The sequence below is a fragment of the Haloplanus salinarum genome (assembly GCF_024498175.1).
Lineage (GTDB): Archaea > Halobacteriota > Halobacteria > Halobacteriales > Haloferacaceae > Haloplanus > Haloplanus salinarum.
Map to the genome: position 1 here is coordinate 3,317,805 of NZ_CP101823.1, position 14,796 is coordinate 3,332,600.

General features: G+C 70.3%; 18 protein-coding genes and 1 pseudogene. 17 read left to right on the forward strand and 2 right to left on the reverse strand.

Going from position 1 to position 14,796, the window contains the following annotated elements; all coding sequences use genetic code 11:
* The first annotated feature begins 35 nt into the window (after positions 1 to 35).
* From NO364_RS17365 to NO364_RS17390, 6 genes are read left to right on the forward strand one after another with little or no spacing between them, the layout of a single operon-like run.
* Positions 36 to 422 (forward strand): DUF7971 family protein, encoded by a 387-nt coding sequence (locus tag NO364_RS17365; RefSeq protein WP_157689693.1) that lies wholly within the window; start codon positions 36 to 38, stop codon positions 420 to 422.
* A gap of 58 nt (positions 423 to 480) precedes the next feature.
* Positions 481 to 765: a ubiquitin-like small modifier protein 1 gene (locus NO364_RS17370; protein WP_157689692.1), complete on the forward strand. Its 285-nt coding sequence runs from the start codon at positions 481 to 483 to the stop codon at positions 763 to 765.
* On the forward strand, positions 762 to 1,031 hold the full coding sequence (locus NO364_RS17375; RefSeq protein WP_157689691.1) for a MoaD-like domain-containing protein: 270 nt from the start codon (positions 762 to 764) through the stop codon (positions 1,029 to 1,031). The genes NO364_RS17370 and NO364_RS17375 overlap by 4 nt, the downstream gene beginning before the upstream one ends.
* Before the next feature lies 1 nt (position 1,032).
* A complete protein-coding gene (locus NO364_RS17380) occupies positions 1,033 to 1,398 on the forward strand; it encodes a DUF8048 family protein (RefSeq protein ID WP_257628144.1) in 366 nt (121 codons plus the stop codon).
* 51 nt (positions 1,399 to 1,449) lie between these two features.
* Complete coding sequence (locus NO364_RS17385) at positions 1,450 to 2,190, forward strand: AzlC family ABC transporter permease (RefSeq protein ID WP_157689690.1); 741 nt, start codon at positions 1,450 to 1,452, stop codon at positions 2,188 to 2,190.
* The gene (locus NO364_RS17390; RefSeq protein WP_157689689.1) at positions 2,187 to 2,525 is read left to right on the forward strand and encodes an AzlD domain-containing protein; all 339 of its coding nucleotides are present in this window, start codon (positions 2,187 to 2,189) and stop codon (positions 2,523 to 2,525) included. Before NO364_RS17385 ends, NO364_RS17390 begins: the two co-directional genes overlap by 4 nt.
* Before the next feature lie 15 nt (positions 2,526 to 2,540).
* On the opposite strand, the gene aceA is transcribed toward NO364_RS17390, so the two are convergent.
* Together aceA and NO364_RS17400 are read right to left on the reverse strand one after the other, a co-directional pair.
* On the reverse strand, positions 2,541 to 3,605 hold the full coding sequence (gene aceA / locus NO364_RS17395) for an isocitrate lyase (protein WP_157689688.1): 1,065 nt from the start codon (positions 3,603 to 3,605) through the stop codon (positions 2,541 to 2,543).
* A complete protein-coding gene (locus tag NO364_RS17400) occupies positions 3,602 to 3,853 on the reverse strand; it encodes a hypothetical protein (protein ID WP_157689687.1) in 252 nt (83 codons plus the stop codon). The genes aceA and NO364_RS17400 overlap by 4 nt, the downstream gene beginning before the upstream one ends.
* Positions 3,854 to 4,068: 215 nt before the next feature.
* Here NO364_RS17400 and NO364_RS17405 point away from each other — a divergent pair, with 215 nt between their 5' ends.
* The 11 genes and pseudogenes from NO364_RS17405 (at position 4,069) to trmY (ending at position 14,765) form a co-directional block, all read left to right on the forward strand.
* A complete protein-coding gene (locus NO364_RS17405) occupies positions 4,069 to 5,016 on the forward strand; it encodes an ABC transporter ATP-binding protein (RefSeq protein ID WP_257628145.1) in 948 nt (315 codons plus the stop codon).
* Positions 5,013 to 5,780, forward strand: a complete 768-nt coding sequence (locus NO364_RS17410; RefSeq protein WP_157689685.1) for an ABC transporter permease — start codon at positions 5,013 to 5,015, stop codon at positions 5,778 to 5,780. The genes NO364_RS17405 and NO364_RS17410 overlap by 4 nt, the downstream gene beginning before the upstream one ends.
* A 76-nt stretch (positions 5,781 to 5,856) precedes the next feature.
* The gene (locus NO364_RS17415) at positions 5,857 to 6,756 is read left to right on the forward strand and encodes a S49 family peptidase (protein WP_157689684.1); all 900 of its coding nucleotides are present in this window, start codon (positions 5,857 to 5,859) and stop codon (positions 6,754 to 6,756) included.
* Entirely contained in the window at positions 6,743 to 7,771 is a 1,029-nt protein-coding gene (locus NO364_RS17420) for a DUF4350 domain-containing protein (protein ID WP_257628146.1), read from the forward strand. Before NO364_RS17415 ends, NO364_RS17420 begins: the two co-directional genes overlap by 14 nt.
* An 84-nt stretch (positions 7,772 to 7,855) precedes the next feature.
* Positions 7,856 to 9,481 carry an ABC transporter substrate-binding protein gene (locus NO364_RS17425; protein ID WP_157689682.1) on the forward strand — a complete coding sequence of 542 codons (1,626 nt, stop codon included), beginning with the start codon at positions 7,856 to 7,858 and terminating at the stop codon, positions 9,479 to 9,481.
* Positions 9,482 to 9,492: 11 nt separating this feature from the next.
* Positions 9,493 to 10,440, forward strand: a complete 948-nt coding sequence (locus NO364_RS17430) for an ABC transporter permease (protein WP_157689681.1) — start codon at positions 9,493 to 9,495, stop codon at positions 10,438 to 10,440.
* Positions 10,441 to 10,510: 70 nt separating this feature from the next.
* A complete protein-coding gene (locus tag NO364_RS17435) occupies positions 10,511 to 11,563 on the forward strand; it encodes an ABC transporter permease (protein WP_199243595.1) in 1,053 nt (350 codons plus the stop codon).
* Positions 11,563 to 12,600, forward strand: coding sequence for an ABC transporter ATP-binding protein (locus NO364_RS17440; protein ID WP_257628147.1), 1,038 nt, complete (start codon positions 11,563 to 11,565; stop codon positions 12,598 to 12,600). The genes NO364_RS17435 and NO364_RS17440 overlap by 1 nt, the downstream gene beginning before the upstream one ends.
* Positions 12,597 to 13,535, forward strand: a pseudogene (locus tag NO364_RS17445) (ABC transporter ATP-binding protein); the annotation flags it as partial. The gene NO364_RS17440 and the pseudogene NO364_RS17445, both read left to right, overlap by 4 nt.
* 68 nt (positions 13,536 to 13,603) lie before the next feature.
* Positions 13,604 to 14,119, forward strand: a complete 516-nt coding sequence (locus NO364_RS17450; protein WP_157689678.1) for a DUF7974 family protein — start codon at positions 13,604 to 13,606, stop codon at positions 14,117 to 14,119.
* A gap of 34 nt (positions 14,120 to 14,153) precedes the next feature.
* Complete coding sequence (trmY, locus tag NO364_RS17455) at positions 14,154 to 14,765, forward strand: tRNA (pseudouridine(54)-N(1))-methyltransferase TrmY (RefSeq protein WP_257628149.1); 612 nt, start codon at positions 14,154 to 14,156, stop codon at positions 14,763 to 14,765.
* Positions 14,766 to 14,796 lie beyond the last annotated feature (31 nt).

Below are 14,796 nucleotides of genomic sequence, written 5' to 3' on the forward strand. Positions count from 1 at the left end.
GGGAGCCTTTTACCCCTCGCGGGCCACCCGACCGTATGGACGAATTCGACCTCGGCGTTCCCCGACAGATCCTCGACTCGCTTCCCGACGACGACGACGCGGCCCGAGAGGACATGCAGCGGGCCGTCGTCGGCCTCGAAGGCCGACTCAACGAGGCCGTCGAATCCGCCGACGACGAACGCGAGGCCGCACAGAACGTCGTCGGTGCCCTCGAACGCCTGGAGGAACAGCTCGAACAGTACGACGAGTTCGTCCCCGAACTCCGCGCGTGGGGGCAGTCGCCCATCTACGCCATCGCGTGGCGCAACCTGCAGGCGGACCTCATCATGCAGATTCAGGAGGTCGGCTGGGTCGCCGAGCGCATCGACCGTGAGCGCAACTACCGAACCGTCGAGGACGGCATCCGCCTGAGCGATCGGTAGGGCGCCGGCGGCACACCGTGTCACGTCACTTTTTACGACCGAGCCCCCAACGGATGACATGGATCTGGAACTGCGGTTTTTCGCCACGTTCCGCGAGGCAGTCGGTCAGAAGACTCTGGAACACGAGTTCGAGGACGGCGCCACCGTCGGCGAGGTTCTCCTGACTCTCGAATCGGCGTACGACGGCCTGGAAGGCAAGCTGATCGACGATCAGGGTGACCTCCAGCCGAACTTGAACATCCTGAAAAACGGTCGGGAGGTGCTACATATGGAGGGCACCGAGACGGTGATGGAGGACGGCGACACGCTGTCGGTGTTCCCGCCGGTGGCGGGCGGGGCATGAACGACGAGTGGGTTCGTCGGGAGCGCTCCTTCCGCGGCATCTCGAAGCGGCTGGCGATCCAGTATCTCGAAACCCTCGGCGCCGAGCAGGTGAGCGAGGGCCGCGTCGAGGCCGACGACTGGGCGGCCGACCTCTCGGCACAGACGGTCGGCGTCGGTCCGTCGGTGTCGCTGACACAGATCGACTTCGTCTTCGAGGGCGACCCGGACGTCCTCGACCCGCTCATCGAACGGTTCGCACAGAAGGCGATGCGCGCGGGTGGCTGACGTGTCCGGCCCGGAAGACTCCCCCGTCGACGGCCAGGTGTTCATGCTCGCGGCCGCCAAGGCGAGCGTCGGCCCCGGACGGCTGTCGGAGCTGCTGACATGCGTCCAGCGCGACCTCGACGACCGCTTCGACACCTACCGCCGCGAGTTCGAACGCGTCGTCGACGGCGAGGACCGCGAGGTGTTCCTCGTCCCCATGGACCACTGGGAGACGGTCGGCGACCGCCTCGGTCTCGACCGCCGGGAGATCGAAGCCGTCGCCCGCACCCACGCCGAACAGCTCCGGCGGATCGGCTCCGAGACCGACCGCCGCGAGGAGTTCGAGACGGCCCTCGAGATCCGCGAGGCGGTCGTCGTCGGTCGGTGATCGCCGTCCGGAACCGAAAGACGGTTGCCGAACCCGGGTCCACGGGCTGACATGCCCACCGTTCCCGACGGTTTCCTCGACGGCGTGCGGGCGACGCTCCCCCTCCTCCTCGGGTTGATCCCCTTCGGCCTCGTCGCCGGCGTCGCCGCGGTCGACGCCGGCCTCTCGCCCGCCCAGGCGGTCGGCCTGTCGGCGGTGGTCTTCGCCGGCGCCTCACAGCTCGCGACCGTCGACCTCCTCGCGCAGGACGCCTCCCTCGCGGTGGTCGTCCTCACCGCGGTCGTCATCAACCTCCGGATGAGCATGTACTCGGCATCGATCGCGCCCTACTTCGAGGCGCTCCGCCGGCGCTGGTCGGCGGCGTACGCCTTCCTCCTGACGGACATGTCCTACGCACTCGCCATCGCCGAGTTCACCGACGGGGACGGCGACGCCGACTCCACCACCGCCCCGAACGGCGGCTCCACGGGCGAGGACGGGGCGGTCCGCGACCGGTGGTACTACTTCGGCGCCGCGGCGTTCATGTGGCTCGTCTGGCAGCTCGCGACCGTCGTCGGCGTCGTCCTCGGGGCCAGCATCCCCGAGAGTTGGGGGGTCTCCTTCGCGGTGCCGCTGGTCTTCCTCTCCCTGCTCGTCCCCGAACTGTCGGACCGTCCACGGATCGTCGCGGCGCTGGTCGGCGGGAGCGTCGCCGTCGCCGGCGCCGGGTGGCCGCTGAACCTCGGACTGCTCGGCGGGGCGCTCGCCGGCGTCGTCGCGGGCGTCGTCGTCGAGGGGAGGGCCGCGGCGTGACGACCACGCACGGCCCGCTCGCCGTCTGGGCGGTCGTCCTCGTCGTCGGCGCGCTGACCTTCGCCATCCGGTACTCCTTCATCTACCTGCTGGGCCGCGTCTCGGGGGTGCCCCCGCGGCTCGAACGGGCGCTCCGCTACGTCCCCGCGGCAGTGCTCGCGGCGCTCGTCGCCCCGTCCTTCGTCGACCCCGGCCCGACCGTCGCCGCGACGTTCCTCGACGGCCGCCTGCTCGCCGGCGTCGTCGCCGCCGGCGTGGCCTGGACGACGGAAAACATGTTCGCGACGCTCGTGGCCGGGATGCTCACGCTCTGGACGGTGGGGTTCGTCCTGTGAGGCGGCGACCCCGACTCAGTCGTCGTTCGCCGACGGCTCGGGCGCCTCCCCGTCCCCGCTCGAGATGGGGTCGCTCTCCGTCTCGGTGAACCCCTCCGAGGATTCCATCCGGCGCTTGGCTTCGGGGTCGAACTGCGCCTCGATGTCCTGGTACTTGCTCACGAAGGAGAGTTCGTGGTGGCTCTCCGTGGGGTGACCCAGATAACGCTCCTCCAGGTCGAACTGCGCCGCCTCGTCCGCGTCGGCGAGGCGCTGGAAATCCTCGTAGACGGCGTGGGCGCCCGAGTGCAGGCCGAACAGGGTGATGAAGATGTACTTGTAGCCCAGATCGCCGAGTTCGGCGAACGTCAGCGGATCCGCCTCCTCGGACCACGCGAACGACGAGGAGTAGTTGAAGGCGAGGTCCAGGTCGGGGTGGGTCTCGTGGATCGTCTCCGCGTACTCGACGGCGTCCTCGCGGGAGGGGTCGGGCATCTCGGGCCAGACGAGGTCGACGCCGGCGTCGGCGTAGATCCGTCCGCGTTCGAGGTGTTCCTCCCAGTCGCCGTTCGCGGAGCCGTAGGCGTCGGTGCGGGCGATGATCACGGTGTCCTCGCACTGCTTGGCGTCGACGGCCGCCCGGAAGCGGGCCTCGGCGTCTTCGCGGGAGACGATCCGCTTGCCCGCGATGTGCCCACACCGCTTGGGCGTCGTCTGGTCCTCGATGTGAACCGCCGCGACGCCTGCCTTCTCGTACTCCCGGACCGCCCGGCGGACGTTGTGGATTCCGCCGTAGCCCGTATCGCAGTCGGCGATCACGGGGAGCGTCGTCGCCTCGGCGATCCGTTTCGCGTTCTCGACCATCTCGGTCATCGTCACCATCTCCAGGTCGGGGAAGCCGAACTGGCCGAGGACCGTCGAGTAGCCGCTCATGTAGACGGCGTCGTGGCCCGTCATCTCGGCCAGTCGGGCGTCGAGCGCGTGATAGAGTCCCGGTGCGAACACGAACTGCTGGTCGGCGAGTCGCTCGCGGAACTCCACGGCCGCCGGGTTGTCGATGTCCCGCGTGACGGTGTCGGTGTCGAGTTCCTCCGGCGTCATCGGCGGTCCTCCGTCGGCCGCCGGGTGGGTCGTCCCAGGTCGGGGACCAGCGGCGCCTCCTGAGCCAGTTCGTCGTCCGCCCGCCGCCGCGTGGCGTCGGTCCTGGGGGGCTGCCTCGTCGCCCGTCGCGTCGTCTCGCCGTCCGCCGTCCGACCGCCGTCCGTCCGGGTGTCGGCGTGGCCGATGTCGGGGACGAGCGGGGCGCGCTGTGCTAGCTCCTCGTCGGGTCGCTGGATCGTGGGGTCCATGTGTGTGGGGTGTCGGTCGTCGGTCCTCCGCCGATTCGCCTCGCGTCGGTGACGTGGTCGCGTACGTGCATCGCATCCGACCGGTGCACCGGCGGGCCAATAAACTTAATGATTGATAATGATAATATTCGTTAATGACTTTAATTGTCGGGTGGTACCAGTACCCACACCCACTTCACGGGGCTTAATTCCGTCCAGCGCGGTGGTTTCGGTAGATGGTAGCCGCCATAGAGATCGACGACCTCCGGAAGCGATACGGCGACGTGACGGCGCTGGACGGCGTCTCGCTGTCGGTGCCCGAGGGGAGCTTCTTCGGTCTCCTCGGGCCGAACGGCGCGGGCAAGACCACGTTCATCAACATTCTCGTCGGCCTCGTGCGGAAAAGCGGCGGCGAGGCGCGGGTCTTCGGGCACGACGTGGAGACGGAGTACCGCGAGGCACGGGACCGGATCGGCCTCGCGCCCCAGGAGTTCAACGTCGACCGCTTTTTCCCGATCCGCGAGGTACTGGAGCACAAGGCGGGCTACCACGGCATCCCCGCGGACGAGGCCCGCGAGCGGGCCGACGAGGCCCTGAAACAGGTCGGCATCTACGAGAAACGCGACACGCGCTTCGACTGGCTCTCCGGCGGGATGAAGCGGCGCTTTCTCATCGCGCGGGCGCTGGTCACCGATCCCGACCTGCTGATCCTCGACGAACCCACCGCCGGCGTCGACGTTCAACTCCGCCACGACCTCTGGGAGCTGATCACCGACCTGAACGAGGGCGGGACGACGATCCTGCTCACCACCCACTACATCGAGGAGGCCGAACGCCTCTGTGACGAGGTGGCGATCCTCGACCAGGGGCGGGTCGCCACGGTGAGCACGCCGGACGAACTCATGGACCGCGGCACCGACCGCATCACGGTCACCTTCCGGGAGCCGATTCGGTCGCCGCCCGACATCGCCACCAACGGGACGGTCGACAGCGTCGGCGTCGAGGACGGCCGTCTCGTCATCTCGGCGTCACGTGGCGGCCTCGTCGCGCCCGACCTCGTCCGCGAACTCGACGCCGCGGGCTACGAGATCGTCGACCTCGACGTCTCCCGGACTTCGCTGGAGGAGGTGTTCGTCGAGATGACACGGAACGGGTCGTCGGTCGCCGACGGAGGGGAAGCGTGAGCCGGAGCACCGTCCAGTTGAAGACGCTGGTCCAGCGGGAGATCCTCCGGTTCGTCCGACGGCCGTACAACACGTTCCTGCCGCCGATCATCACGAACACCCTGTATTTCGCGGTGTTCGGTGTGATCCTCGGGAGCCGGATCGGCGCCATCGCCGGCGTGAGCTACATCCAGTTCGTCCTCCCCGGGCTGGTCGTCCTCGGGGCCATCTCCGACGCCTTCGAGAACGCCTCCTTTTCGATCTTCCACGGCCGGTGGAACAACTACATCGACGCCGTCATCGTCACGCCCATGTCGAATTTCAATATGGTCGCGTCCTACGTGATCGCGAGCGCGACCCGGGGGATCCTCACCGCCGTCCTGATCGTGGCCGTCGGCCTGATCTTCACCGCGGTTCCGCTCTCGCACCCGCTGTATCTGATCGCCTTCGTCGTCGTTATCACCACGCTGTTCGGCGGGCTCGGCATCGTCGGCGGGCTGTGGGCCGACGACTTCGACTACCTCACCGTCATGAACCAGTTCATCCTCCGGCCGCTGGTCTTCTTCGGGGCGGTGTTTTACTCCCTCGAGGTCCTGCCCCCGCTCTGGCGGGACGTCTCCCTGCTGAACCCGATGGTGTACATGGTCAACGGCGTCCGGTACGGAATGATCGGCGTCACCGAGATCGATCCGAACGTCTCGCTGCTCGTCCTCACCGCCGCGACGCTTGCCGTCCTGCTCGTCGATTTCCTCCTGTTCAAGCGGGGCTACGGCCTGACCGAGTGACGATCTGCCAAGGTACAATCCGCGTTTTCGTCAAGCGAGCTTATTACCCGACGGAGTGGTCAGTGGGGAGTGCATCATGTCGAACAGTCCCGATGGCGGCTCACTGACCAAGGCCCAGTCGTACGCCTTGGTCGTGGTCGCCGCCGTCCTGTTGAGCGCGATCCTCGCGCCGGTCGCCTACGACCGGGCGACCCAACCCGACGGGACCGTCGCCGTCATCACTATCGAGGGGCCGATCACCTCGAACTCGGCGACGGCCGTCCAGGAGGACCTCCGCGAGGCCCGCGAGAACGAATCGATCGACGCGGTCGTACTGAACGTCGACAGCCCCGGCGGTGGCGCGGCCGCGAGCGAACAGCTCTACCTGTCTGTCCAGCGCACCGCGGCGGAGATGCCCGTGGTCGCGAGCGTCAAATCGACCGGCGCGTCCGGCGCCTACTACGCGATGCTCCCGACCAGCGATATCTACGTCACGCCCGCCTCCATCGTCGGCAGCGTCGGCGTCCGCGCCGCGTCCCCCGGACCCTCGCTCCCCGGCGAGGTCAAGAGCGGTCCGGACAAGGCCAGCGCGACCGCCGACCAACGACGCGCGCAGGTCGAGACGCTCCAGCGTGCGTTCGTCGGCAGCGTCATGAAACACCGGAGCGACGACCTCGAACTCTCCCGCACCGAGGTCGCCCATGCGAAGGTGTACACCGGCGCCCGCGCCGTCGACAACGGGATGGCCGACGAGATTGGCTCCACCCAGGACGCCATCCGTCAGGCCGCGAACGCGGCCGACCTCGACGACTACGAGGTGTACCGCAAGGAGCCGCCACAGACCGGCGGCCTCTTCCTGCTCAGCGCCGACGACGGCGGGGCGGTGGTCGTCGAGCGTAGCCCCGTCGGCTACGAAACCGTCGACACCCCGACGCTGTTGATGGTGTACGGAACCGTGCAGACCGAAAGCGAGGTGATCGGTAATGTCAGCGCCTAAGTCCAGACTCGTCGCCGTGTTCGTGATCGTCGTCGCCGTCCTCGTCGGCGCCGCGGCCGTCGCGCCGTACGCCCTCGGTACCGGCGGCGACGCCGGCGACGCGGCGTCCCCCGAGAACCAGCAGTTCCAGCCCGACACCGTCCTCCCCGACGAGGAACCCGAGGACGGCGAGATCAGCATGGCGAGCGCCGAGCGCGGCAAGACCGTCCTCGTGGACGTGGGACACAGCAACGACGTCTCGGAGACCGATCTCGAACCCTTGCTCTCGACGCTCGTCGAGAACGGACACGAGGTCCGGTTCTACCGCGGGCAGCGACAGGACCTCAACGAATCGCTCCGCTCGGCCGACGCCTTCGTCGTCGCCAACCCACGGGAGCGGTTCACGAACGACGAACTCGCGGGCGTCGAGGCCTTCACCGACGCCGGCGGGCGCATGCTCGTGATGGGAGGGCCGCCCTCCATTCAGGCCTCCGGCGGCCTGCTGTTCGGCCTCGGTGGGTTCGAACCCACGGCCTCCCGGACGACCGACCTCGCCTCGACCTACGGCATCGCCTACGGATCGGGCTACCTCTACAACATGGAGGAGAACGACAACAACTACAAGAGCATCTACGCCGAACCGGCGTCGAGCGGCGGCCTCGCCGACGGCGTCGAGCGCGTCGTGGTCCGGGACGCGGTGCCGATCCGGACCGACGGCGGCACACAGGTCCTCGTCGGGACCGAGGGCACCACCCTGTCGACGACCCGCGACACCGGCGAGTACGCCGTCCTCGCGCGGAGCCAGGGCGGGAACGTCACCGCGGTCGGTGACACCTCCTTCCTCTCCCGCGAGAACGCGTACGACGCCGACAACGAGGTGCTGATCGGCAACCTCGCCGACTTCCTCGTGACCGGCGACAAGGCAGAGGGCGCCCCCAAACCACCCGGCGCCGACGCGCCGAACGGTGGCACCGGTCCCGCCCCCGGTTCCGGCCCGACGGAGCCGCCGCGGGAACCCACGCCCGCCCCCGCCTGACCGACCGGCTGCGACGGTACCGACCGGTCGTCCGGCGTCCCGCTGACCGTAGCCTATTTCCTCGTCGCCCGTCGGTGATACAGTATGCTACCGGCCACCACATCGCGCCGCCGACTGCTCCGTCTGGTCGGGGCCACGGGTGTCGCCGGTGTCGCCGGCTGTGCGGGCGGGTCCGGCGGGTCGAGCGGCCCGGAACTCGTCGCCACTCTCGGCGCCGACGTGAAGAACTACGATCCGACGCTGGCGAACGACACCACCTCACGGAAGCTCATCGGCCTCGTCTACGAACCGCTCCTCTCCGTCGACTTCGAGGGGCAGGTCCGGCCGAGGCTCGCCACCGACGCCGAACGGCTCGACGATCGAACCTGGCGACTCTCGCTTCGCGAGGGTGTCACCTTCCACGACGGGAGCGACTTTACCGCCGCCGACGTGGTCGCCACCTTCGACCGCTACGAGGGGACGCCCCGCGAGTCCGACGTGTTCCTCTGGTACGACGACGCGACGGTCGTCGACGAGCACACCCTCGACGTGAGCCTCAGCGATCAGTATGCCCCCTTCGAGACGTCGCTCGGGGGCGTCCCCATCGTCCCGGAGGCGGCCGCAGCGGGCGACATCGACCTCTCGGAGCGACCGGTCGGGACCGGCCCCTATGCCTTCGAGACGCACGAACCCGACCGCCTCTTCCGACTCACCCGCTCCGACGACCACTGGTACGACGGGTCGGGCGAGGCACCCGCCACCCCACCAATCGAGACGCTCACCTTCCGTATCATCGTCGAGGGATCGTCGCAGGTTGCCGCCCTCCGGGCGGGCGACGTCGACCTCGCGAACAACCCCCCGGCGGACTCGATCTCCGACCTCCGGGACGACGACGAGATCACCGTCACCGAGCGCCTCGCCGGCGGTTTCGAGATGCTCGTCTTCCCCCTCGACTCGGACCCGTTCTCGAACCGCGAGGTGCGACGAGGGATCGCCCGGCTGATCCCCCGCGAGGAGATCCTCGATTCGGTGTTTGCGGGGGTCGGCCGCCCCGCGTACGCCCCCATCTCGCCGCTCCTCGACGACTACTCCTCCGAGTCGTTCCAGGCGGAGATGCGCGAGAAGTACCAGGGCTACGATCCGGAGCGGGCCCGCGAACTGCTCGCCGACGGTTTCGACGCCCTCGGCATCTCGCCGCCCTACGAGACGAGCATCGTCACCAACGAGACGCCGGAGCGGGTGCGGTGGGCCCAGCTCGTCCGCGACGAACTCGACGCCACCGACTTCTTCGACGTCACCCTCGACCAGTTCGAGTGGAACACCTACACCTCCCGGGTACTCGCCGGCGACTCCCACCGCTCGGACTCGATGATGGCACTCGGCTGGACCGGCGGCTGGGACCCCGACACCTTCCTGCGCAACCTCTTTTACAGCGGGCAGGCCACGCCCGCCTGCTGTAACGCCGCCCACTACGCGGACGACGACGTCGACCGCCTGCTCGACGAGGCGCTCGCCACCTACGACGCCGCCGAGCGACGCGCGCTCTACGAGGACGCCCAGCGACGGATCGCCGCGGACGCCCCCGTCGCGTTCGTCCGGTTCAGCAAGCGCCTCGACGCCCACCGGTCCGAGCGGGTCGAGGGCTTTCGCACCTACCCGCTCGACACCGGCGAGTTCACCGCCATCTACGCCCCCTGGGCCGACGCCTACACCACCGTCGGGGGTGGGTGATCGACCGGCCGATGTCGCTCCGACGGTACGTCGTTCGGCGGGCACTGCTCACGCTCCCCGTGCTCTTCGGCGTCTCCGTGCTCACCTTCGCCCTCGTGAAGCTCCTGCCCGGCACGCCCGTCGACTACGTCCTCCAGTTTCAGGAGGCGACGCCCGAACTCCGGGCGTCGCTTCGCGCCCAGTATCACCTCGACGAGCCCCTCCACCGGCAGTACGCACTTTGGCTGTGGGACGTCCTCCACCTCGATTTCGGCGAGCGGGTCGTCTCCGACCGGAGCGTCCGCGCCGCCATCGCGGCCCGCCTGCCCGAGACGCTCGCCCTCGGCGTCGCCGCCCTCCTCGTTGCCCTCCTCGTCGGCGTGCCGACCGGCGTCCTCGCCGCGGTGAACCGGGGCGGACCGATCGACGAGGGCAGTCGGGTCGTCGCGCTCGCCGGCATCGCCACCCCGAACTTCTGGCTCGGCCTCCTCCTGATCCTCCTGTTCGGCGTCCACCTGAACCTCGTGCCCGTGATCCCCCCCGTCGCGCCGCTTCTCGCCCCCGAATCGCTCGCCTTCCTCGCCCTGCCGGCGATCACCCTGGGCACCGCCTCCGCCGCCCTGTTCACCCGCCTCACCCGCTCGGCCGTCGGCGAAGAACTCCGGAAGGAGTACGTCCGCACCGCCCGCGCGAAGGGACTCGACGAGCGGACCGTCATCGTCAAACACGTCCTGCGCAACTCCCTGATATCGGTCGTCACCGTCGCCGCCGTCCAGGTTGCCGTCCTCCTCGACGGCGCCGTCGTCATCGAGCGGGTGTTCTCCTGGCCCGGCCTCGGTCGCCTGCTCGTCCGCGCCATCCTCCAGCGGGACTTCCCCGTCGTGCAGGCCGTCGTGTTGCTGGTCGCCGTCGCCGTCGTCCTCGCCAACCTGCTCGCGGACGTGGTGTACGCCTGGCTCGATCCGCGGATTCGCTACTGACTATGCCTGGACACACACCCCTCTCCGACCCGTCCACCCCGGACACCCGACGTACGCGAGGTGTCCGCCCGTGAGCGGCCCGCTCGACGACCGCGGCCGACTGCGCGTTCGGGGCTTCGACCCGACGGACGCGGCCGCCGCCCGCGACACCGAGGGCGACGGCGACACCGAGACCACGCCCGCCACCTCGACCGACCGCTGGCGACGCGCCTGGGACCGGTTCCGCCGCGACCGGGTCGCCGTCGCCGGCCTCGCCGTCATCGGCGTCCTGGCGCTCCTGGCCGTCCTCGCTCGCCCAGTCGAGGTCGGCGGCGTCGTCGTCCAGCCCGTCGCGCTGGCGCCCTACGACCCCGCCGCGTCCGGGGTCGCCGAGTCCTACCTCCCGCCCTCCCCGACCCACCCCTTCGGTACCGACTGGGCCGGGCGCGACGTGTTCTCCCGCGTCCTCTACGGCGGCCGGTACAGCCTCTCCATCGGCGGCATCGCCGTCGCCCTCGCGCTCGCCGTCGGCGTGCCCCTCGGGGCGCTCGCCGGCTACGTCGGCGGCTGGGTCGACGAGGCGATCATGCGGCTGGTCGACGTGCTCTATGCCTTCCCCTTTCTCGTCCTCGCCATCGCCTTGGTCGCGACCTTCGGCCAAGGATTCTGGAAGCTCGTCGGGGCGCTCGTCGCCGTCGGCTGGATCGGCTACGCCCGCCTGCTCCGGGGCGAGGTGCTGAGCGTCGTCGAACGCGAGTACGTCCTCGCGGCGCGGGCGCTCGGCGTCACCGACCGTCGGATCCTCGTCCGCCACGTCGTGCCCAACGCCGTCGCGCCGGTCGTCGTCCAGGCGACGCTCAACGTCGGGACCGTCGTCCTCTCGGCCGCGGCGCTCGGCTTCCTCGGTCTCGGCCTCCCGCCCGGCACCGCCGAGTGGGGGAGCATGCTCTCGGCCGGCCGCGACACCCTCGTCGGCGGCGAGTGGTGGGTCACCGTCTTCCCCGGCCTCGCCATCTTCCTGTTCGTGCTCTCGATCAACCTCGTCGGCGACGGCGTCCGGCTGGCGCTCGATCCCGACGCCGGCGCCGACACCTACCGCGGGCGCGGCGGCGCCCGTCGCGACGACCGGGAGGCCGAACGCTGATGGCGCTGCTCGAAGTCGAGGATCTCGCCGTCCGCTTCTACACCGAGGCCGGCGTCGTCCGGGCCGTCGACGGCCTCTCGTACACCCTCGACCGCGGCGAGCGATTGGGCGTCGTCGGCGAGAGCGGCGCCGGCAAGACCGTCGCCGCACTCGCCGTCCTCGGCCTGCTCGACGACCCGGCGCGGGTCGAGGGCGACGTTCGGTTCGACGGCGAGTCGCTCCGGGCGGCCGACGACGACCGACTGCGGGCGATCCGGGGCGGTCGGATCGGCATGGTGTTCCAGGATCCCGAAGCGGCGCTCAACCCCGTCTACACCGTCGGCGAACAGGTTGCCGAGGCGGTGCGTGCCCACACCGACCGCGACGGCGCGGCCGCGCGCGACCGCGCCGTTGCCCTCCTCGATCGGGTCGGCATCCCCGATCCGGCGACGCGGGCCGACCAGTATCCCCACGAGTTCTCCGGCGGCATGGCCCAGCGCGCCCTCGTGGCGATGGCGCTCGCGGGCGAGCCCGACCTGCTGATCGCCGACGAGCCGACGACGGGCCTCGACGTGACCGTCCAGGCCCAGCTGCTCGAACTGCTCGACGACCTCGCGACCGACGACCTCGCGGTCCAGCTCGTCTCCCACGACCTCGGCGTCGTCGCCGAGTTCTGTGACCGCGTGCTGGTGATGTACGCCGGCGAGGCCGTCGAACGCGCGACCGTGGACGACCTCTTCTACGAGCCGAAACACCCCTACACCGCGGGGCTGCTGTCCGCCGTCCCCCGGATCGGCGCCGACCGCGACCGCCTCTCGTCGCTGTCGGGGACGACGCCAGACCTCTCCGCCCCGCCCCCGGGCTGTCGCTTCCACCCCCGCTGTCCCTACGCCGAGGACGTCTGCACGAAACGCGACCCGCCGCTCGTTTCGACCGACGACGGCGACGGCGAGCCCCACCACGCCGCCTGCTTCGCCTACACCGGCGACCTGGACGGCGACCTGTCGTTCTCGGTCGACGTGGTGGACGACACGGACGACGGAGGTGCCGACCGGTGACCGACCCCCTGCTCCGCGCCGAGGGGCTCGTCAAGGAGTATCCCACCTCCGAGCGCTTCCTCGACCGCCTGCTCGGGAACCGTCGGTGGGTGCAGGCGCTCCAGGGCGTCGACCTGACCGTCCGCGCCGGCGAGACGCTGGCGCTCGTCGGCGAGTCCGGCTGTGGCAAGAGTACGCTCGGCCGCACCCTCGTCCACCTCGAGGAACCGACCGCCGGGACGGTCACCCACCGCGGCGACGACCTCGGATCCCTGTCGGCCTCGGCGCTCCGGGCGCGGCGCCGCGACCTCCAGTACGTCTTCCAGAACCCCACCGCCAGCCTCGATCCCCGCCTCACCGTCGGCGACGCGGTCGGGGAGGCGCTCGACGCCCACGACCTCGTTCCGGACGACCGCACTCGTGCCCGGCGGATCGCCGAACTGCTGGAGACGGTCGGCCTCCGCCCCGCGCACGCCACGCGCTACCCCCGGGAACTCTCCGGCGGCCAGCGCCAGCGGGTCGGCATCGCCCGCGCGCTCGCCGTCGACCCCGAGTTCGTCGTCTGCGACGAACCCGTCAGCGCCCTCGACGTCTCGGTGCAAGCCGGGATCCTCGACCTGCTCGCCGACTTACAGGCCGAACGTGACATCGCCTTCCTCCTCGTCGCCCACGACCTCTCGGTGGTCGAACACCTCGCCGACCGGGTGGCGGTGATGTACCTCGGCCACGTCGTCGAACGCGGCACCGTCGACGAGGTGTTCTCGCCGCCGTATCACCCCTACACCTACTCGCTCCTCTCTGCGATCCCGGAACCCGATCCGCGGTGGGACGGCGACCGGGTCGTCCTCGACGGGACCGTCCCCTCCGCGACCGACCCACCGGACGGCTGTGCGTTCCACACCCGCTGTCCGATCGCACAGTCGGACTGCGGGGCGTGGGACGCCCACCCCGACCTCGAACCGGTCGACGGCGACGGCGGCCACGAGATCGCCTGCCCCTATCACGACCTGCTGGAGGAATACGAATGACCCGCCCGCCCCGTCGCGTCGAACGGACCGACGCGCTCCGGCGTGACGACGACCCCTCGTCGCCCGCTCCCGCCCCGAAGGCGACCCGCTCCATCGACGCCGCCAGCGCGAGTCACGCCCTCCTCCCGCGGGCGCTTCGCCGTCGCGCTCTCACCGTCGCGTGCGCGACCGACCGCGAGCGCTACGCCCCCGACGACCCCGTCGACCTCCGCGTCACCGTCCGCAACCGGTTGCCGATCCCCCTCAGACTGCGGACGACCGCGCCGACCCCGTGGACCTGGGCCGTCGACGGCGTGGACCGCGCGTCGACCGCCGACGACCTGCCCCGGGAGACCGGCGCCGTCGCGTTCGCCGCTCGCGAGCGGAAGACGTTCCACACGCGGTGGTACCAGCGGTTTCGCGTCGCCGACGACGAGTGGGTCGCCGCCGACCCCGGCGACCACACCCTGACCGCGCGCCTCCTCGTCGACGACCCCCGACTCGCCGCGTCGACGACCGTCCGGATCGAATGAGTAGAGCCAAGACGGTCGGTCCCCCACGCCCGCCATGCGCCAGTTCGTCGTCGTGGGACACGACGCCCCCACGACCCCCGAGTTCGCACTCGACGACCTCGCCGGCGCGGCCGGTCGCCTCGACGTCCTCTGTCGGTGTGTCACGTCCGCCTTCTTCCTCTCGCATGCCATCCGCGAGGACGTCCGCGTCCACCTCGTCCTCGACGACACGTTCACCGTCACCTTCGAGGGGGACGACCTCCGCCGGCTCAACCCCGACGAGCGGAGCACGGCCGCGCTGATCCGGGGCGCCCTGGAGCGCCGCGAGGACGCCATCGGCCACCAGCCCGTCGAGTCGAGCCCCGGCGTCGCCATCCGCCGCCGCGGCTTCGCGGCGACCCTCGACGCCGCCGTCGACGAGCGCCGCGCCGGGGACGCCACGCTCGTCCAGCTCCACGAGGCCGGGACCCCCGTCGTCGACTACGACCCGCCGGCAGACCCCGTGTTCGTCCTCTCCGACCACCACGATTTCACCGGTGCCGAGGCGGACCTGCTGGCCGAGCGCGCGGACGCCCGCGTCCGCCTCGGACCGCGAGCGCTCCACGCCGACCACGCCGTCACCGTCGCGCACAACTTCCTCGACACCGATGGCTTTCGATCGTACTGACGCCGGGAATCACAACTGTTAAACTCGCCGC

Excerpts from the sequence above, each read along its gene's own strand:
- NO364_RS17365 (WP_157689693.1), top strand. The coding sequence starts at position 36 with ATGGACGAATTCGACCTCGGCGTTCCCCGACAGATCCTCGACTCGCTT.
- NO364_RS17370 (WP_157689692.1), top strand. The coding sequence starts at position 481 with ATGGATCTGGAACTGCGGTTTTTCGCCACGTTCCGCGAGGCAGTCGGT.
- NO364_RS17375 (WP_157689691.1), top strand. The coding sequence starts at position 762 with ATGAACGACGAGTGGGTTCGTCGGGAGCGCTCCTTCCGCGGCATCTCG.
- NO364_RS17385 (WP_157689690.1), top strand. The coding sequence starts at position 1,450 with ATGCCCACCGTTCCCGACGGTTTCCTCGACGGCGTGCGGGCGACGCTC.
- aceA (WP_157689688.1), bottom strand. The coding sequence starts at position 3,605 with ATGACGCCGGAGGAACTCGACACCGACACCGTCACGCGGGACATCGAC.
- NO364_RS17400 (WP_157689687.1), bottom strand. The coding sequence starts at position 3,853 with ATGGACCCCACGATCCAGCGACCCGACGAGGAGCTAGCACAGCGCGCC.
- NO364_RS17405 (WP_257628145.1), top strand. The coding sequence starts at position 4,069 with ATGGTAGCCGCCATAGAGATCGACGACCTCCGGAAGCGATACGGCGAC.
- NO364_RS17415 (WP_157689684.1), top strand. The coding sequence starts at position 5,857 with ATGTCGAACAGTCCCGATGGCGGCTCACTGACCAAGGCCCAGTCGTAC.
- NO364_RS17420 (WP_257628146.1), top strand. The coding sequence starts at position 6,743 with ATGTCAGCGCCTAAGTCCAGACTCGTCGCCGTGTTCGTGATCGTCGTC.
- NO364_RS17425 (WP_157689682.1), top strand. The coding sequence starts at position 7,856 with ATGCTACCGGCCACCACATCGCGCCGCCGACTGCTCCGTCTGGTCGGG.
- NO364_RS17430 (WP_157689681.1), top strand. The coding sequence starts at position 9,493 with ATGTCGCTCCGACGGTACGTCGTTCGGCGGGCACTGCTCACGCTCCCC.
- NO364_RS17440 (WP_257628147.1), top strand. The coding sequence starts at position 11,563 with ATGGCGCTGCTCGAAGTCGAGGATCTCGCCGTCCGCTTCTACACCGAG.
- NO364_RS17450 (WP_157689678.1), top strand. The coding sequence starts at position 13,604 with ATGACCCGCCCGCCCCGTCGCGTCGAACGGACCGACGCGCTCCGGCGT.
- trmY (WP_257628149.1), top strand. The coding sequence starts at position 14,154 with ATGCGCCAGTTCGTCGTCGTGGGACACGACGCCCCCACGACCCCCGAG.